This window comes from Acidithiobacillus thiooxidans ATCC 19377 (assembly GCF_009662475.1).
Lineage (GTDB): Bacteria > Pseudomonadota > Gammaproteobacteria > Acidithiobacillales > Acidithiobacillaceae > Acidithiobacillus > Acidithiobacillus thiooxidans.
The window spans coordinates 2,257,938-2,276,984 of record NZ_CP045571.1 but is presented as its reverse complement, the minus strand read 5'-3'; the positions used below and the strand labels follow the sequence as shown (position 1 = coordinate 2,276,984).

The 19,047-nt window shown below is 50.9% G+C and carries 16 protein-coding genes; 8 read left to right on the top strand and 8 right to left on the bottom strand.

Features of this window, described 5'->3' with window-relative positions; genetic code table 11:
- The first annotated feature begins 53 nt into the window (after positions 1–53).
- A complete protein-coding gene (locus tag GCD22_RS12060) occupies positions 54–2,228 on the top strand; it encodes an NACHT domain-containing protein (protein ID WP_153940798.1) in 2,175 nt (724 codons plus the stop codon).
- Between the two features lie 264 nt (positions 2,229–2,492).
- Here GCD22_RS12060 and GCD22_RS12055 read toward each other — a convergent pair whose 3' ends face one another.
- The 5 genes from GCD22_RS12055 to GCD22_RS12035 all read right to left on the bottom strand — a co-directional run bounded on the left by GCD22_RS12055 (position 2,493) and on the right by GCD22_RS12035 (position 6,660).
- Positions 2,493–3,356 (bottom strand): recombination directionality factor, encoded by an 864-nt coding sequence (locus GCD22_RS12055; RefSeq protein ID WP_031576181.1) that lies wholly within the window; start codon positions 3,354–3,356, stop codon positions 2,493–2,495.
- Positions 3,353–4,306, bottom strand: coding sequence for a YqaJ viral recombinase family nuclease (locus GCD22_RS12050; protein WP_031576183.1), 954 nt, complete (start codon positions 4,304–4,306; stop codon positions 3,353–3,355). Before GCD22_RS12050 ends, GCD22_RS12055 begins: the two co-directional genes overlap by 4 nt.
- A gap of 129 nt (positions 4,307–4,435) precedes the next feature.
- A complete protein-coding gene (locus tag GCD22_RS12045) occupies positions 4,436–5,392 on the bottom strand; it encodes a DUF932 domain-containing protein (RefSeq protein ID WP_010638069.1) in 957 nt (318 codons plus the stop codon).
- Between the two features lie 84 nt (positions 5,393–5,476).
- Positions 5,477–5,794, bottom strand: coding sequence for a hypothetical protein (locus tag GCD22_RS12040; protein WP_010638071.1), 318 nt, complete (start codon positions 5,792–5,794; stop codon positions 5,477–5,479).
- A gap of 389 nt (positions 5,795–6,183) precedes the next feature.
- Positions 6,184–6,660: a cupin domain-containing protein gene (locus GCD22_RS12035; protein WP_202806251.1), complete on the bottom strand. Its 477-nt coding sequence runs from the start codon at positions 6,658–6,660 to the stop codon at positions 6,184–6,186.
- 320 nt (positions 6,661–6,980) lie between these two features.
- Here GCD22_RS12035 and GCD22_RS12030 point away from each other — a divergent pair, with 320 nt between their 5' ends.
- On the top strand, positions 6,981–8,561 hold the full coding sequence (locus GCD22_RS12030) for a DUF3987 domain-containing protein (protein ID WP_140391080.1): 1,581 nt from the start codon (positions 6,981–6,983) through the stop codon (positions 8,559–8,561).
- A 98-nt stretch (positions 8,562–8,659) separates the two neighbouring features.
- Here GCD22_RS12030 and GCD22_RS12025 read toward each other — a convergent pair whose 3' ends face one another.
- Positions 8,660–8,992: a helix-turn-helix transcriptional regulator gene (locus tag GCD22_RS12025; protein ID WP_010638078.1), complete on the bottom strand. Its 333-nt coding sequence runs from the start codon at positions 8,990–8,992 to the stop codon at positions 8,660–8,662.
- Between the two features lie 721 nt (positions 8,993–9,713).
- Between GCD22_RS12025 and GCD22_RS12020 the strand changes: the two genes are divergently transcribed.
- On the top strand, positions 9,714–10,799 hold the full coding sequence (locus GCD22_RS12020) for an IS630 family transposase (protein WP_153940443.1): 1,086 nt from the start codon (positions 9,714–9,716) through the stop codon (positions 10,797–10,799).
- 516 nt (positions 10,800–11,315) lie between these two features.
- The gene (locus tag GCD22_RS12015; protein ID WP_031568930.1) at positions 11,316–12,329 is read left to right on the top strand and encodes an integrase; all 1,014 of its coding nucleotides are present in this window, start codon (positions 11,316–11,318) and stop codon (positions 12,327–12,329) included.
- On the opposite strand, the gene GCD22_RS12010 is transcribed toward GCD22_RS12015, so the two are convergent.
- The gene (locus GCD22_RS12010; protein WP_244947526.1) at positions 12,326–13,516 is read right to left on the bottom strand and encodes a carbon-nitrogen hydrolase family protein; all 1,191 of its coding nucleotides are present in this window, start codon (positions 13,514–13,516) and stop codon (positions 12,326–12,328) included. The two genes, GCD22_RS12015 and GCD22_RS12010, sit on opposite strands and share 4 nt — an antisense overlap.
- A gap of 100 nt (positions 13,517–13,616) precedes the next feature.
- Between GCD22_RS12010 and GCD22_RS12005 the strand changes: the two genes are divergently transcribed.
- The 3 genes from GCD22_RS12005 to GCD22_RS11995 all read left to right on the top strand — a co-directional run bounded on the left by GCD22_RS12005 (position 13,617) and on the right by GCD22_RS11995 (position 17,550).
- The gene (locus GCD22_RS12005) at positions 13,617–16,010 is read left to right on the top strand and encodes a type IV secretory system conjugative DNA transfer family protein (protein ID WP_051690425.1); all 2,394 of its coding nucleotides are present in this window, start codon (positions 13,617–13,619) and stop codon (positions 16,008–16,010) included.
- A gap of 66 nt (positions 16,011–16,076) precedes the next feature.
- Entirely contained in the window at positions 16,077–16,619 is a 543-nt protein-coding gene (gene abiEi / locus GCD22_RS12000; RefSeq protein ID WP_035209402.1) for a type IV toxin-antitoxin system AbiEi family antitoxin, read from the top strand.
- Positions 16,609–17,550, top strand: a complete 942-nt coding sequence (locus tag GCD22_RS11995) for a nucleotidyl transferase AbiEii/AbiGii toxin family protein (RefSeq protein WP_077273660.1) — start codon at positions 16,609–16,611, stop codon at positions 17,548–17,550. Before abiEi ends, GCD22_RS11995 begins: the two co-directional genes overlap by 11 nt.
- Positions 17,551–17,605: 55 nt before the next feature.
- Here GCD22_RS11995 and GCD22_RS11990 read toward each other — a convergent pair whose 3' ends face one another.
- Positions 17,606–17,944, bottom strand: a complete 339-nt coding sequence (locus tag GCD22_RS11990; RefSeq protein ID WP_051690428.1) for a hypothetical protein — start codon at positions 17,942–17,944, stop codon at positions 17,606–17,608.
- Between the two features lie 194 nt (positions 17,945–18,138).
- Here GCD22_RS11990 and GCD22_RS11985 point away from each other — a divergent pair, with 194 nt between their 5' ends.
- Positions 18,139–19,047 carry a tyrosine-type recombinase/integrase gene (locus GCD22_RS11985; protein ID WP_031568969.1) on the top strand — a complete coding sequence of 303 codons (909 nt, stop codon included), beginning with the start codon at positions 18,139–18,141 and terminating at the stop codon, positions 19,045–19,047.

Here is a 19,047-nt window from a genome sequence, read left to right as displayed (position 1 = left end):
GTGAATTCAAAGGGCCCGAGTCTCTGCCATGGAAGAAATTTCGCATACTACGCTTGACTTCAGGTAAGCAGCGAGAATTGGTGGCAAACGCCTTCTTATCTCAAGCACAAGAACGTGAGGTGCTGCATCACCTCGCTACTAGCAAAAGTACTTTGGCGAATACACCGTTATTCCTAACATTGCTGTGCCGTTATGTAAAAGGAGCGAAGACGGCCCCCAAGAACGACTACGAGTTGCTATCGCTGCAGATTGATGGACTTGCTCATCGGGATCCCGCTTACCTCCGGCGAATCTATGGCCTTGACCCGGCAGAGCTTCTGAAAGGTGCCCAACGAATAGCACGCTTATTTGCGGAAGAATCATCATTAGGTTTGGCACCTACCATTGATCAAGTCGAGACCGTTCTGAACAAAGCTGAGGTGCCCGGGGGAGACATTCAGCGGTTCGTTGCAGCAATGGTAGATGCGAAAATTGCCAGAGCCGATGTAGCAAACGCCGCTCTTGGAGACCGCCGCTTTGCTTTCGCGCACCGTCGATATCAGGAAGCGCTCTTCGTTCGTCATCTTGTCGCTCATCCAGGATACCTTTCTGGCTATGATCTCCTCACAGAGCCACGGTGGCGAGAGTACGCGGTGACGTTGCTGCAGACTCAACCCGACGAAGCATTAATTGAGATGTTCGAGGCAGCCGTTCAGATATTGGTCGAAGCTACAGACAGGCAGTATCGGCGAGATGCACTTATTCCGCTTAGCGATTGCTGTGGCTATTTTGAGTGGACAAGCGAATCAACGCAGATGCTGAACCTTCTACAAGAAGGCTTGGCGCGTCGTGTCTCTATAATTCCTGAGATGCTCTCTACCCATGTCGAAAAATTCTTAAAGGTCCGTTGGGAGACCGGGGACTCGTTTGATCGAATGATGGTAGTCCGAGTCGCCACACTCCTGCCACAGGCAACGCTCAGCAAGTACCTAGAGGAAACCTTCTTGGTGGGTAGCGACAAGGCTCAGAGCGAAGGTTTCAACCACACGACCGCTCTTGTTGGAGAGATTCCTAGTGCGGTTAAGCAAGCGGTTCTTGACCGCTTGGCGGACGAAATACTCGGTGCGAAGGACGCATCGGCGCTATTGCGCATGGAGGCTCTCGTCGCACGGCTCCCACGCGACTTAGGAGCAGGGTACGTTTACCGGCGTTGCGTTCTACTTAGGAAGCTAACTAATCTTGTCAGCTTTACTGGATTGCCGACCCGATTGGAGGCGGCGATTGGTGTTGTGACGACGTTGTTCACTGCCCAAGAGAATAAGAGCCACACTGCTACGCAAGACACCAAATTCGCATTGTTGTTGTTAAACAGTATTACGTTATATGTGTTTGCATTGCTATTCATGGTGGTACCCAGTAACCATAGCTCGAATGAAATGCTACGGGCTCTTCAAGAAATGTCCGTTGTAAGTCCGACTAAGCTCTATACGCCGATTCATAGCAGTAACGGGATAATAAATACTTTCTTTGATTTATTGCTCCTCGTCGTGCCCCTTCTCATTACGATATTTCCGATAGTGCTCTTCCGCTTTAGGACCCTTGGGGAGCCGCTGAACGTCGGATTCTTTATTCGCCGGATGCGTCGCCGAATATCTATTTTCGAGACGGCCAAGATGTTCGCTTGGATGTTATTGATAATGGGCATTTTGGGAGCAACAGCTTACGTTTTCGGCATTATTGTTTCCTTTGCGGCAAACCATGCGCTTGGCCTTTTAATTTCAGCGCCGACCATGGTGGTTGGCATCGTCGCTATGGCCTTGTCGATTTGGGGCTTATTGCTGATCTTCGCCTTACTTTCCTTTCGACGAAAGCGCGAAATGCGGCGATGGTTTGACATGCAGTTCGGCAAGTTCCCAGATAATCCTCTTATAGCGCTGCTTTCTTCCCAGACTTGGAAACAATTCCAAGCAGGGCTATCGTACTTAAATGAATCCGTTCATCACGAAGCCACACTACGCCGTGTCGTCGATGACCAAATCCGCTCAATCTCCGCTGCCCTCCAACACATCCAGCGCGGGGGATACTTGCGCGAGTCAAAATTGGCGTTAGCAGACATAAGGCCAAATGCTCTTGACCTGGTAGACTGCATTAATCTCGTTGAGGATATTCGTGACAGCGTCCATGCTAGGCAACCACTTGAAGGAGAGATCAGCGATGTCGTTGGCCAACACGAAGCTTCTGGCGTTTGACGTCTAGGCAAACTCGGCAGCGCTGGCGATAGCGCCATATTGCCGATGGCAAGTTGGCCGAATTGGCGTCTGCTGTGGAGAAAACTGACCAACCGCATCGGGTCGGATGATGATGTCATTTGCTTTTTCCTCTGCTCAATGACCACTGTCACTCTTTACCAGCCCTTCATCCACCATTCTTTCACCGTTAAAAAATGACGCTCCTGTTAAAGTTGCAATCAGCAAAAAAACACTCCCTGAGCATATAGCCCAGGGATAGTCTCATCACCCCACGCGCCGCGTCTCCATCGCGGTCAATACAGGCATATCTTCAGACTGCTGATCTTCCTGTTGCACTGGAAAGAATTCTTCCACTACATCAATGCCTTCCTCTTCGGCATCTTCGAACGCGCCATTACTGAGTCCCAGTTTAGCTGCTGTTTCAAGAGCCTCCATGGATTCCACGGATTGATCCGCTTGTTCCCTGGCCTGCCTCAGCGCCTGTTGGGAGTTTATGCCGTCCCTTGTCGTAATGTCCACATAGTAGACAGGAGCACGATGGGACTGAGTGGTACTTTTGGCTCTGAGCTTTAAGGACAGTGGCAGATAACGTGCCCTGCCTCCACTGACAGCGTTGAGATACTGCAAACGTGCCGCCAGTGTCCGGATGGAATTGTACCCCGTGGTCCGGAACATAAAGCTGCCCAGATCATCTTCCTGTCCCTCGATCTGCACATTCAATCGCCCATAGGGTTTGCAACCCAACTCTGCCCCCAGCGCACAATTCTGGGGGCCGGGACAGATGATGGTTTTATATCCTTCCTGCGTACTACGCCGGGCCACTTCGCCATTCCCTACACAAAGCGGTCTGCCAGTTTTACGATCAAACAGGCTGTATTCAGCCCTGAGATTCAAGTCTGGATCATTGAAGAGCAGGTTGACGGGAATGCTCCTGAGTTTTCCGCCGTCCTGCTGGGCAAGCAACGTATTGTGAAGAGGATGCAGTATCCATTCACCTTTGTGCTGTACCTGCGTAGTGATAGTAAAAGCATCATCCTTCTCGGGAAGGCGCTTGCCGTTCTTTTCTACGACTTTGCCAATGGCTATCCGACCAATGACGGGGGGTGTAATGGCTAGTCCTTTTATCATGATGGTTCTCCTGTTTGTACGGTAAAGCGCCTGGTACCGGGTTTTTCAGTCCAGTAGGGCGCAATGAGATCAGCCTGTTCCTGAGCCAGTCTTTTGGTGTCCAGGGTTCGGCTGGGTTTACTGCATTTCCACAAAGCTTTGCCTTGGCTGAAGAGGGCACCTTCGGCGTTACCTATGGCTTCCTTGACCCGCTGTTCCAGTAACGCTTCCTGCTGCTCTGCCTGTTTGCTGCGTTGTCTGGCTTCAATGAGGGATTTGAACAAGGCATTCATCTCCGACTTTTCACTGTAATCCACCAGCGTGGTGCTGTTCTGGGGATACAAGAGAGATAAGGCACGGTGACTGGAATCAGAACCATCTGCCTCTGGAGGCGTTTGCCTTTCAACGTGCTGCCAGAAGATTTTTTCCAATTTCAGCAATTGCGTAATGCGGGTTTTATCCCGCTCTATGCGGTAAATGCGGAATTCCTGCCCACCGATCAGGACCGCGACATCAGCCCAGCTTTTTCCGGTAACGGCGAGTTGATGCAGCACCTGGATCTGATAGGCCAATGGCACGCCTTCTTCCCATTGTCCCTGACTGCGTAGGCCTGCCGTTTTGATTTCCAATATTCCGCCACCCTCCACAATCCGATCCAAATTGGCGAGCATGAAGGGATAGTCGGGATGCTGCAGGACGGCATTGACTCTGCGTACTTTCTTGCCGGTTCTTTCGGCATAAACCTGGGCCACAATGGGCTCTAGTGTCGTACCCCAAAACGTCGCATCTTTACTGGATAAGTCTTCCGGTTCCTTTTTCCCAGTTTTTTCCAGCCACAATTCCAGGGGTGCTTTGTAACGGGATACCCCAACCGCGACTGGAGCATCACTGCTGCCAATCCCCCGATTACGCCATTGCAGCCATTCCTCACGGTTCATGGCCTTGGTGGATACTAAACGGACTGCGCTCATAACAACCTCCTAATCAAAATTGAAAATGAAAAAGACCCACAAAAAACCCCTGCCGGAATCTCCGGGAGGGGCTATGGGGTTTGTAAGAACTGCTGACAGATAAATGGCTGGCGGGTGAATCCTGAATACTCAGGCCACAAGCTTCAATGCCTCAATCCAGGCTTTTTCCTTGATGCTGGCACCCTGACCAAACCAGGCCGAATCCAGCCGGTTATCCCGACTGCGGGCGCGGCGGTGATGGTCCACATATTCCGTGACGGCATTGACCAATCCCCAGGCCGTGCCTTCTGCAGCACTGAGGGTGCTGCCCTTACCCTGACCCGCATACAAATCAATGACGGCTTTCAAGGCTTTTTCATTGGGCTGTTCCGCTATGGGGGCATGGCGATCTCCAAGGACATTGATGAGATAGGCCGTTACATCAATGCGGTTGACCTTCCGGCTGGATAACGTTTTGGCCTGTTCTGCAAAGGTATCCCAGGCAGACGCACCCATACCCAAAGCGTTTTTAACCACATCGGGATCAAACTGCGTGGAATGCGGGACCTTGATAGCACCGACCCGATCATTGGTAGCCAGCTGCAGCGTGTTATTGCAAACCACCCGGACAGAGGTGAATTGGGCTGTTGTAGCTAACGTGCCGTCGCAGCTGGTGGCTAACAGCAAATAACCCTTCACCCGATCCCCGCCTTTGAGCAGGGTTTCTTCACCCGTTCTGGCTAATGCCCAGAGCTTTTTGCCGTCTTTGAGGACACCTGCCGTTTCCAGTTCAAAGCCGCCCAGTGACACCAGATCGCGGTAGAATTCCAGAATCTCCTTGGGTTGGACTACCTTGTAACGGGGAGAGACTACCGATAAGGGAGCCAGGGTATCCGACCGATACAGTACCTTGGCGTCAGGGTTGGGATGGACATTGAAATTGCTGCCGTTCCCCACCCGAAACAGCACGTCCGTGGTTTTGATCTCCCAATCCATGCCAGCTGCTTCCAGCCAGACTTCCAAGGGCTGCTTATCAGGTAAGCGATTCCCCAAACCGTGCCAGGGGGTTTCTCGAACAAAAGCCATGTTTTCGATTAAATGAGCCATAAAAATTTCTCCTTGATCATAAAGAATGAAAAATCCCCAAGGGCAGAACCCTCGGGGATGGTGAAAATGACAAAACAATAGAAACTACAGAGTGAAGCTGTGGCCGCATTCCTCACAGCTATGCGTATGAAAAACGCGACCATCAAACACCTCGCCGGATTCTTCACCGGCCATACAACCCACTGCTGCACCGGCCAAGCCGCCCAAAAGCGCTCCGGCTACACCGCCAATCGCTATACCAGCAGGCCCAGCCAGTACACCGGCACAGGCCCCGATTTCACCACACGACAAAGCTGCAGAAGCTCCAGATAATGCACCGGCTACCCCGCCCACGGTACAACCCAACCGTTTACCAAATTGCCGGGTGGTTACCCGACCCGAACCACAAAAAGGACAAACCATATCCGCCTCCAATCAGAAGTAAAAACTGCCATCAGCATTGATGGACCATGGAAGTAATATGTGACTGAAAATTTTTGAAAATGAACGGATACCAGTTCGTTAGCGCGTAACAAGGGGAGAGCAAGAATATGATGTTATCCGTCAGCAGTTACCGATGACCGACGGTGAGGACGAACAGAATGAACGAAGATTAGTGACTGTCAGATATTGGAATAACTCTTCTATTAAATATGGTCAACCACGATTTTTGCACCGTGTTGTCAAAAAAGTATGCGAATTTATGCGAATTCGCACGAAATCGCCGGTTTTTTTGCACAGGACACATCGATGGGCACACGAACGTGACTCATTCAAACACGGTACAAGCCTATGGGTACGAACGATCCCGTCTACAGAAAATGGCGCAACCCTGCCATCGCCCCTTGAAAATGAAGAGCATGATCTGGAAGGTCCCGCACAAACTGAAAATCCCTAAAATCGAAACCTGGAGTGACGGTGCAGCCCATCAGAGAAAAAGCACCGAGGCTCCGAGCACACTGCCAGGTTTTGCCGGGAACGATTGCCTGGAGAATCTGCCCTGCGTCGAGCTCATTTCCCAAAATGCATTTCTGCAGAAGAGGAGTGTCTGGCTGGTAGGTTATCAACTCCAACGGTGCTCCTTTGTAAAAATGCCAGAGTTCAGGGGATTGGATCATATGCCAGCGGGACAGATGATTTTCATCCAACAGATAAAAAATACAGGTCAGTGTAGGGCGGTTGCCATGTGGCGTGGACAACATTGCTGGGGACGTAAAGGTACGTCGATACCAACCCCCTTCTGGGTGGGGTTGGAGATCAAGCTGGCGAATGAGTTGCTGAGGATCCACACCTAAATTGTACTCGTTAGTATACACATGTAGAAAGACCGTTTTTGCGTAAAGTATTAGGTTGCAGCCGAGTGAGAACAGGCAACATGTACACAAACATCACGCATTAAATCTTTCTATGGAGTAAATATTTTATTTGGGAATGAACCTTATTGGTATTTGGTGCAACGTTATGAACCCGTATGGAATACATATACAATTCATTATGTTGCATTGATTTTGGCGAAAAAAAGACCTAGGATTCGTTTGGGTGCTGAGTTGCAATGTGTTGGCAGGTATAAACAGCCATATTTCTTAAAACGATCAATTCGAGGTGCGATGTGGAAGATATTATTCATAACTCTATGACCAATTTTGGAACGGGACACATTTTTGATGGGATACCAGATAAATCTCTTCCAGACAAACTGATTCCGTTGAATTTACAAAAGCTCATATATGCCTATCAGCATAAAACAGCGTCACCAACACCAACGATTTTTTTAGCTCTAATGACAGTATTGTCGGCAGTTTATAGTTCGAATATTGATGTGGAAGGCCTGTCAGGAAGAAGAATTCCTTTAAATTTCTACGGGTTAATTATGAGCGGAACAGGCGACGGAAAGTCATCAGCAGTCTCTGCAGTTCTAGCTCCAGTTTTGGAATTTGAAAAAAAAATAAACGAATCATACGTTAGAAATATGATTGATTTCAAGGCAGAAAAAATTATTTTTAATAAACAACAAAAAGTGCTCGAGAAGCGCCTCGAAAAAGCAATTGAAAACGAGTCAAAAGGTCGAATACTATTGAATGAAAAAATTCATGAGCATCTTCAAGAATGTCCCAAAGAACCGATTTCACCTAAAATTTTGCTGACGGACGCATCACTGAGAGGTCTTCGAGATGCACTGGTCGATTCGGGGGGGTCAAATGCTACACTACTGGTAAACCCCGATGCAGCAGGGATGATCAATGATATGCTATTAAAATACGCATCAAATTTTTGCGGTGCATGGTCTGGAGACCCTATAAATATTGTACAAGCGCATGTAAAAATATATGCGCCGCATCCCAGGTTATCAATGCTGCTTATGGTTCAGCCAGAGCTCGTAGAAGATATATTAGATAACGATCATAAATTTATAACTTCAGGTTTGGCAGCTCGGTTTTTCATTTACAATCCAGCTTCACTGATAGGACAGAAACAAAAATTTTATGAACCACTCAACGATGAACAAGTTAAAACAATTGAAGAGTGGGAAAATTACATAACCCACGCTCTGGAAAAAAACAGATTTTACCATATTGCAGTTGGTGATACTTTTCAGAAAGATGTCATTAAATTAGATAATGATTGCATAAAGTTTCTTAAAGATCACAATGTGCGTTTAGACAGCTACATGGCTAGTGAACACAATGAATTTGATGATATAAAATGGTTTGCCGTAAGGATTGTTGAACATTCTTGCAGGATTGCTGCGCACTTTGAGCTTTTTAATAATCCTGATTCTCGAATTATTAGTTTTCGTCACCTGATAATGGCATTCGATTTAACACTATCTTATGCGCGCTCTTTGAGTCACATTTCAAATCCAGATAGGCCTAAATTATCAACCATTATAAAAGCACAGAAAATATTATCATTCTTGCTTACCAAAAAGAAATATTACAGAGAAGTGGTTGCTCAAAATGGTGTTTCGTATAATGTAATAAGAATGGACCAGTTCCAAAGAAATAGTCCGGTCAGAAAAAAATCAGAGTATAACGAAGCACTAAGATTGTTAGAGCAACATAAAATTATCAGTGTTGAAGACGCAAATCTTCCTAATGGAATGCGCTTTGTGAATACCACCGTGATATATATATTGCAGGATTCGCCTTATATATATAAAAATCTAGAATTTAACCCTTCGAATTTTTGACGCCATCTGTCATGCTTCTTTTGCCTTCTTCAGGTAATAAAGTGTCACAGACAAAAAAGCCCCGCACAAGTGCGAGGCCTTTTATGATCTGTGACAGCTTACGGATCATCGTACATCTTTTCGAGAAAATTCAAGAGTAATCTGCGATTAAATTTACGAAGTTTCACGCCAAATCGTTCGGGCTTCGGGAACTCCTTCCAGTAGTATTTGCCGTCTGGTTCTGTCCATCTCCGAATTGTGGAGGGTGACACCCCAAACATCTTTGCCGTCTGCTTAAGATTTAATATTTCGGGAATCTGAGGCAGGCTTTGCCTTTTCTTCCCATTTTTATCGATTTCAGCACCATTAACCGCTGGTTTTTTCTCTGAAATTTGCGCTGATTGCGCTGCATCATCATCAATGAGATCGCCGCTATGATTGCGGTGATCCATCCCGAGTTACCACCCTGAAAACAAGCATAAAACCTCCGATTCTTTGAAGAATGATGAAGCAACATGTATTCACCACTTGTTATGATGATCGCCTTATGCTCGTCATGTCAAGTAATGCCGCCCAGTGACTATTTCCTGAGAAAATATGGATATACCTCCATGTGTATAAGCGAATGCGATGTCTGAAATGTTGAGGGGTGGTTGCTACCTTATATCCGCCGTTTAATGCAGGATAATCTGCATGCGGGGCCTGATGGAATCCGCCGGAAGATCAGCTGTTGATGCGAGTCGAACTAGGAGTGTCGCATGACTAGCATACTGTCGTTAGTCTTTTTTCAGTCGATTGCCGGGGTCATATAGGCCTATACGCGCATTACAGTCGCAGATCTATGATGCCCGAGGATTCAATGCGATGGTGGACGCTGTATGCAGCGAAAATCCTCAACTAACAGTAATCCGTATGACTGCTCCGCATTCTCTTCAACCTGGATAAACAATGCTCTATGCATATTGATGCCGTCTTAATCAGACGGGCATTATTTCAGATTGTTCAGTTGTTAGACCTGTAGGTTAGGCTATGCATGGGCCGGGCGTTGCTGACGAAGCGAATGCGGCTGTGACGATGTTTATGGTTTGCTAGTGTAGTGTTGCATTCTTGGTGAACCTTAAGGTTAATGATGATAAAATAGCTCCATGTTGAGGGTATGAATGGAGTCGAGCCTTGCGAGTTGCGCCCACAGTCACTTTAACCAGCGAAGAGCGGTCCGAGTTGTCCCGTATAGTCGCCTCCCGATTAAGCAGTGTCCGCTTGTCATTACGGGCACGGATGATATTGCTGGCGGCAGAGGGCTTGCAGAACAAAGAAATTGCGGAGCGCCTGGGGGTGGATCGCCTGCAAGTCGCACGTTGGCGCAAGCGTTATCTGGAACACCGCTTGTCGGGCATTGAACGCGATTTACCGCGCGGCGCCCCTCCGGTGAAAGTGGATGTGGCCCGTCTGGTAGAATTGACCACGCAGAGTAAGCCGGAAGCGATGACGCATTGGAGTACGCGTAGGATGGCGGCAGAACTGGGTGTCAGTGCCGCCAGTGTGTCACGGCATTGGCGCAAGCATGGCCTCAAGCCTCATCTGCTGCGTGGTTTCAAGGTGTCACGTGACCCGCATTTTGTGGAAAAGCTGGAAGATATTGTGGGGTTGTATATGTCTCCCCCGGAGCATGCCTTGGTGCTCTGCGCGGATGAAAAAAGTCAGGTGCAGGCCCTGGACCGGACCCAACCGGGACTTCCCCTCAAAAAGGGCCGCGCAGAAACGATGACCCACGACTACAAACGTAATGGTACCACGACCTTGTTTGCCGCCCTCAACGTGCTGGATGGTCAGGTCATCGGACAGTGTCAACAGCGCCATACCCATGTGGAATGGCTGAAGTTCCTGAAGAAAATTGATCGGCAGACGCCCAAGGACAAGGCTCTGCATTTGATCGCCGACAACTATGCGACCCATAAACACCCGGTAGTACAGGCGTGGCTCGACAAGCACCCGCGTATTCACATGCACTTTACGCCCACTTCGGCATCCTGGCTCAACATGGTCGAGCGTTTCTTTCGGGATATCACGACCCAGCGGTTACGTCGTGGGGTGTTCACCAGTGTGCCTGAACTCATCCAGGCCATTGAGGGGTACATCGACCACCACAACACCCATCCCAAACCTTTCATCTGGACCAAAACCGCCCGCGACATCCTGCAAAAAGTCATTCGCGCCAACAGCCATTTAAGCAGCAAACAGAATGCAACACTACACTAGCAGCCTGTCGGATTATTCACGTAACCCACTGATTCTATTGCACCTGCCATTTTCTGGAAATTTTTTAAACGCATATTAATCAATGTGTTACGCTACTTCAAAACCGAAAGTCCGACAGGCTGCTAGCCGTTGAAATCGCGCACACAGATTAGTGGTTTTAGCGCCTCGCACATTCACCCGCTACTAAGTGAAGATTTTCATTGTTCCAAAAGCAATCCAGATGCATCACCAAAAAGTTGACCCAAATGTTGACCCTGGTAATAAAAAAGGCTTGGAGTTTTTCTCCAAGCCTTTGTTTTATTTGGTGCCGTTGAGGGGAATCGAACCTCTGACCTACTGATTACGAATCGAAAACGGCTTTAAGCAAAAACAATACCTTGCAGCTAAAACAATAATTTACAACTCACATGATTTCCTAATATACCCGTTTTTTTCACAAAATTGCACCACTATTTGCACCACTTGCACCACATCCCGTATGCTGTGTCCCTGCGTAAGAAAACACAGGGGGGGAGCATGGCGACCATTTTCCAGCGGGGCAAATTTTGGCGCGCACAGATCCGCCGGAGCGGTTATCCTGCCTTGACAGCCACATTCGACAGCAAGCTGGCCGCTCAGCGCTGGGCTGTCGAAAAGGAATCAGAAATCCAGAAAAACTCCCCGGAGCGCCTGCGGCAGAGAATCGAAATGCGGCAGTTCACCCTGAACGACGCCCTGGACCGCTATGAGCGGGAAGTGCTGCCTGCCAAAAGCGCCAACGCCCGAAAAATCGAGCCCACCTATTGCCGCAACCTGCGGGCAGTCCTGGGGCCTTTCCCGCTGGCCGATCTGGACGGGGCTCACCTGTCTCGGACATTGCGGCAATGGGATCAGGAAAAGTCCTGGAGCCCCAATACCGTGCGTCTGCATCTCGCACTGTTGTCTTTCCTCTTCGGCGTGGCCCGCAAGGAATGGGGTATGCCCGATCTCGTGAACCCGGTTCCTCTGGTCCGCAAGCCGAAGCTGCCCAGAGGGCGGGATAGACGGCTGGTCGGTGATGAAGAATCTCGTTTATTGGCCGCTTGTTCCCTTACGAACCCGGAACTGGCAGACATTGTGATTTTCGCCATTGAAACCGCCATGCGCCAAGGGGAAATCATGGACTTGGAATGGCGACACATCAACTGGCTGGACCATATTGCTTATCTACCCGAAACCAAGAATGGGTCTGCAAGACTGGTGCCTTTGTCCGAACGGGCAGAAGCAGTCTTACAACGGCAACAGGCCAGGACGAAGGATCAGAATGACAGGGTTTGGAAATACACGAATAATGGTATGCGGGCTGTTTATAATCGGGCTGTAAAACGAGCGGGTATTGAAGGGCTGACTTTCCATGACTTACGCCATGAGGCTACCAGCCGCCTTGTGGAAAAAGGTATCCCTATCATGACGGCGCAGGCGATTACGGGGCATAAATCAACACAAATGCTGAAGCGCTACACCCATATCTCCGCGCAGTCACTGGTACAAGCAGTCCGGGGCCAGAACTAGAAATTCTCTGCCTCGATCCCCGCCGCCCCCAGAAGACGTGTCCATGCCCAGCTGCTGTTGTGCTGGATAACCGGAATCCCGGTCTTCCTGGCCCACCATTCATCATTGGTCAGCAGCACCACCTGCGGGCGCTGCCAGGCAGCTTCCAGCCAGACGGCGGGCAATAACTGGTCGTAACAGATGGACGCAAATACCCGTTTGCCAGCCATGATGCGGACAGGTTCCCACCAGGCAGCCCGGAAGCGGGCGCCATGCCGATACAGGTAACTGCGCGGCGCATGCCCCCACCAGGCTACCCAGGGTCGCCACATGCTGACGGGCACCGGAAAGGCAGAATTGAAAAGTATCCGCGCCTTGTCCTGCGTAACGGCCATGATGGAGTCCGTGAGCACGCCCGGTTGCCGGGGAACAGCAGCACCGACGAGCCAGACGCTGCCAGGGCGGACAGCCTGTTCAAACGCATGAAGATTCCCTATCCAGGCGGTGATGAGTGTTTCCGGGAGCAGGACGATACGAGCATCGGGAGCCTGTTTCTGAATCTGCTGGATAATCCGGTCCTGTCGCTCCTGTCCGGCCAGTATGTTCCTTTTCTCCGGTCCGACATGGAGAACCGTGCCTTGCCAGCCTTCCGGTACCGGTTCCGGCTGATATTGCCCGTTCAGGACAATCGCCAGAATGATCAGTATCATTAGAAGAACCCATCGGACTTTCTGCATGAGGACTTTCCACAAACCCCTGTCCAGAAGCGGAAATACGGCAAGGTATGACATGATCCCGACGATCCCCGTACCGGGAAAAAGCATTCCCGCCGCCGACAGGGGAGACATCCAGTCGAACAGGGCCAGAGGCGGCACCAAGGCATCGAAAAGCAGGACCACTACCGCCTTCCATGGGCGGTTGACAAGAATCCAGCCTATGGAAAGCAGGGCGGAAGCGCCCAGCCAGAGAAACATCCCTTCGATCAGGGAGCTATCTGGACCAAAAAAAGCATCCACACCCCGCACCAGCCCGATGGACCCTGCACCATAGTAGGCTATGGCCGTGGTAAAGCGTAGCGCCCTTGTCCCGCCTGCCAGTACCAGCAGGACAAAGACGAGGGAGAGCAGGGGGGCCACCCAGGAAACCGGTAGCATCCATGATGCACCACATGCCAACCCGCCAACCGGCAGAAACCATCGCAAACGCAACTGAAGTCCTCCACAAGGCTTTCCTTCTGTTGCGGTATAGCTGAATCTCGTTTGGCTATACCCTTTCGCTGTACTGCTTTCGACGGGAGAAAAACAGTCGATGTCTGCCAAGACCCACGGCCCCGAACAAAACCTGCTGGACTACCGCAAACAGCGGGCCATTCGCAATGCCCCATTTCTGGGCCTTTTCGCCACCCTCTTTGCCGCCGTGGCCGCAGCCTATTTGGGCGCAAGCCTCAGTGTCCACTTCGAGATCGGCCGGTACGCCCCGAACTTCTTTCCCGGCTACGTCCCGAAGCCCCTCTTCGGGCTGCCCGTCTATTCGCCTGTCGAATTCGGCAAAATGGCCTGGCAGTTCTGGGCCTATCCTCTGATGCAGCAGGCCGTGATGTTTGCCGGGATTGTTACTGCCGTACCAACTCTTGGCGTGGGGATCTGGCAGTTCATTCGTTCCAACCGTCTTTGGAATCAGCAATTTGAAACCGACCTGCACGGCTCGGCACACTGGGCAACGCGAAAGGAAGCCTGCGCCATGTCTCTGTTGCCCGCCAAAGGACAAAAGCCCAGCAACCGGGTGTGCTATGTGGGTGGATTCGTCAACGAGAAGGATCAGACGGAATACCTGCAGCACGCCGGTGCCGAACATATCATCGCCTTCGCGCCGACCCGTTCCGGCAAGGGCGTGGGCCTGGTACTGCCCACCCTGCTCGGCGGCTGGCAGGAGTCCGTCGTGGTGCATGATATCAAGGGCGAAAACTATCTGCTCACGGCAGGATACCGGCAGACCATCGGGCAGGGTATCCTGAAATTCAATCCGGGTTTCGGAATGGCCGGTGATGAAGATCAGGGCAAGGAAGACCAGTGCTGTCACTTCAACCCACTGGAAGAAATCCGCGTCGGTTCCACTTTTGAAGTGAAAGACGTGATGAACATCGCCACCATGATCGTGGACCCGGACGGTAAAGGCTTGAATGACCACTGGCAGAAGACGGGCTTCGCCCTGCTGACTTCGGTGATTCTGCATGTGCTGTATGCCGAAAAGGACAAGACCCTGCGGGGTGTAGCAGCCTATCTCAACAATCCCGCGCTGCAGGAAGTTGATGACGCATTCAAGGTCATGATCAGCACCGAGCATGACCCGTCAGGGCGTTTTCACTGGAAAGACGGGGCGGGACGGGACACCAAGGTCCATCCGGTTATCGCCCAGTCTGCCAAGGAAATGCTGAACAAGGCAGCTAACGAGAAGTCGGGCGTGATTTCGACCATGATGAGTTTCCTGTCCCTGTACCGGGACCCCATTGTTGCCAAATGGACGGAGTATTCGGATTTCCGGATCAAGGACCTGCAGGATGCCGACCAGCCGGTTTCCCTGTATCTGGTGACCAGTCCGGAGGACAAGAACCGCCTGAAGCCGTTGATCCGGCTTGTCCTGAACCAGATTGTCTCGAAGTTTACCAGCGAGGATCGTCTCACTGAAAAAGGCGGGCGCATGGCCTGCATCGGCAAGCACCCGCTGCTCATGCTGCTAGACGAATTCCCGTCCCTGGGGAAGATGGATATCTTCCTGGATTCCATCGCATTCCTTGCGGGTTACAACGTCAAGCTGTACCTGATTACCCAGGACAAGAGTCAACTGGAAGACGAGAACCGGGGTTATGGCAAGTCGGGTGGCGGCGTTATCATCAACAACTGCCATGTCCGGGTGATCTACGCGCCCAACGAAATCAGCACGGCCGAATGGGTCTCCAAACAGCTCGGCAAAAAAACTGTGTCCATGGAGAATGTCACACAAAGCATGGAAGGCGGGTTCATTCCCTCGCCCAAAGGCCAGAGCCGGTCCATACAGTTTCAGGGCCGCGATCTGCTCACGCCGGACGAAGTGCTGCGGCTGCGTGGTCCCGAAAAACGCGGGTCAGACATCGTCAAGGCGGGTGACATGCTGGTGTTGGTGGCAGGTTTCGCGCCCGTCTATGGTCGGCAGATCCTCTATTTCAGGAATCCCACATTTCTTGAACGGGCGCAGATTCCGCCGCCAGCCCATGGGGTAGAGATTGTCGAGCGGATTGATTACGAGAAAATCCTGGGACATAGCGGGGTGATCGCACCTACGGTACAGCCCGGTGCACCAGAGGGCGATCCTTTCGAGGGAATGGATGGGCCGGATGATCAGGTCACACCAGTTACCGCGCCCGTTTCCGTGGAGGGTTTGCAGGCGACGGACACGCCGGCGACAGAGACGGCAGATACGCAGGGAGTGGCAGATAGCGAGGAAACGGGCGGGACAGACAGTGTGGACATCCAGGATGCCATGTTCGCCCTGGACGAAACGGTCCAGTTGATTCAGGAGACCGTGCCCGAGTTCCGGGATATCCTTTTACCGGATGGTAGCGACGAATGGCGGCCCGACAGCACCCGGGTGGAGCGTAAGCAGGACAAGGCCGACCTGCATAGACTGATGGGATCGAACAATATGCAGGGAGAAGATACTGGCTAGGCAGGCTGCAGAGCATGTGCTACTATGTGCATAGAAACCCTACATAACTGTCTGGTTATCACATACATGAAACGCATGGATCTGCTGAATCGCCTGTCCGCTCTGGAACAGAAAAGTCTTGTCGTCTATGCCCGGCGGGATCTGGAAAAGATTTTTCCGCAGGATAGCGAGAAAGCGCTGGAAAAGAGTTTGCAGCGCATGTGCCAGGACAGACTTCTGGTACGCGCCGCTCGCGGTATCTATGTTTTTGGCCCAGCTGTGGCGCGACACAGGGGCTGGCTGATCGAGCATATCGCGCAGGCCCTGCGCCCGGGAGATTTCAGTTACGTTTCCCTGGAAAGCATTCTCTCGGAATATGGGGTGATTTCCCAGATCCCCATCGATCGCCTGACGGTCATGACCACCGGCGCAAGAGGGCTCCACAAGACCCCATTTGGAACGATTGAATTCACGCATACCCGGCGGAGCATTCCGGATCTTCTGGAAAGAACGTTGATCGTCAAGGGACGCCCTTTACGGATTGCCAAGAAGCAGGCCGCCATTCAGGACCTTTATCGTGTGGGACGGAACGTGAACATGATTGATCTAAATGAGGTGGATGATGAATGAAAACGATTTTGCGCGATATGTGAGTTTGGCCATGCAGGGTGATGGACTTGGGTTTCTCCGTCCTGTGGTGGAAAAGGAATTACTGCATTATGAGATTTTTAGCGCGTTGGATGAAGATGGACTATTAAATGGCCTGGTGTTTCAGGGCGGAACCGCTTTGCGCTTATGTTATGGCTCGGAGCGATTTAGCGAAGACCTTGACTTTGCAGGTGGAAAGAATTTTTCGGCCAAGAGTATGGCTGCCCTCAAAGGTTGCATTGCCGGGAAGATTGGCAAGCGCTTTGGTCTGGATATCGCGGTCCGGGAACCCAAGAATGCACCATTTGATGGGGCAGTGCGGGTAGATAAATGGATGATCACGATCCAGACCAGCCCGGATCGTCCGGACCTGCCACGGCAAAAGATCAAACTGGAAATTGCCAATGTGCCGGCATATTCCAGGGACATTCTTCCAGTGCGAATTAACTACTCCGTTCTGGAGGGGCGTAGTCAACCTTTGGTGGCGGTCGAGTCCATGGACGAGATTCTTGCGGATAAACTGATTGCGCTTCCCGCATCCATTTCCAGAATGGTTGACCAAAAGATGGAGTTTACCCCATCGCGGGTCAGACATCGGGATATTTGGGATATTGCCTGGTTGTCCCATCAGGGGGCGCGGATGGACGCCCGTCTGGTCAAAAAGAAGATCACGGATTATGGGTTGGAGGGCTTTCCACAATTTTTGGAGAGGGCGATTGCCGCAGTTCCTGTGATCGCTGGCGGAGATGCTTTTCGCACCCAAATGTCCAGGTTTCTGCCCCAGACACGACTTGACCGGGTGTTTGGCAAGGACGGGTATGAAAAATATTTCGAGAATGCTGTCAACGGATTGCTGTCTGGGCTGAGCAGGGATATTAAGCTGGGTGAATTAAAAAACGGGCCGGAGCTATAGCGGCTCCAGATCGCCGTTCAAAGCGAACTGTTCACACCACGACCACAGCCTTGGCTTAGTCGTGAGAGAGTTCACCATCGCTTTCCAGAAAATGACCAACCGCCGCAAAAGAACCCGTCTTGGCCGCATCTTGCGTATTTCCATTAGTATTGAGCCATTCAACGAATGCTTCATACTCTGGATGCTTTACTCCACTTTCTGCACGATAGTCGTCAACAGCGCGTCCAAGTGCCAACAATGCAGATTTTATCAGCAGACCGTCACGGTCGCTTTTGCTTTTGGCGATTCGCTGAATACCGAGAGAAACTTCCAGAATCTCCAGATCAACCGCATCATCACCCACAATATCCGCACAAACCCGACGGACCGGACCCGATGTGTTTTTCTTAACCATGTTGAACAATCTCCTTTTTGCGTAACCACAATGGTATTTTATCACTGTAATTGACATAGATGCCAACAGTAAGATATATGTAGGAATAAGATTTGTTAGAAATACGCCCTAAAGGGGCCATTATGAGGTTCGTGTAGTGGGAATAATTGCTGTATTATTCCCACTACAGATACAGAGAGAGGAAAAATAGCGGCATGATCGACTGTGATGGCTGGATTCAGCAGTTTGAAAAGTGGCTTGCAGGGCCAAATTTCACCAATCCTTACTCGCAGGTCAGTATTCGCGGTTATTGTGCGCATGCGCGGAGATTCCTTGACGCACTGGATTATGACGGCGTAGAAGACCTGAGCGAAGTCAGTATTGCCATGGTGCGGAAATACATCAGAACCGGGCAACATGGGGAGAAAAGCAAGAGGAGTAGCCAGTACGTTAAAATGGCTACCCTGATGCTATTTTATGAGTTTCTTAGCCTGAATGACGATTCCTTACCTAATCTGGCCTTATCCTATCAGGAAGAACATCGCGCTCAGAGAGAGCGCAGAAGCGGCGGCAGGGGTGGATTCAAGGAAAAGCGGCTGGTTCCCGTATTATCATGGCAAGAGATGGAAAGGCTGCTTACGCACATAGATCGGGGTACTTCCTATGCTGCTATGCGCGACAAGGCGCTGATCCGCTTTATTCTCGATACGGGGCTTAGAGCGTCTGAAGTGGTGGCCATGTCCGTTAAGGATGCTGGTGATTATTTTGAGGGCAGGATCCGCTTGGTCGGGAAAGGCAACAAGGAACGCCTGGTGCGATTCCAGCCGGAAGGCGTTGAAGCGATGCGGAACTGGCTGCAGATCCGTCATCGTTCCCATCCGCAAAGCGATGCACTGTTCGTGACTGACCAGGGAAAAGCAATTCCCGCCAAGGCCTTGCATACGATGGTATCCCGATTGCTCATCCGGTCAGGCATCGAAAAGTCCCAATGCGGCCCGCATTTGCTCCGGCATACGGCAGCCAGTTCATGGCTGGCCAAGGGCATGGATCTACGCCAGGTGCAGGAAAACATGGGACACGCCAACATTGCTACCAGCAGTAGGTATCTGCATTTATTGGAGTGA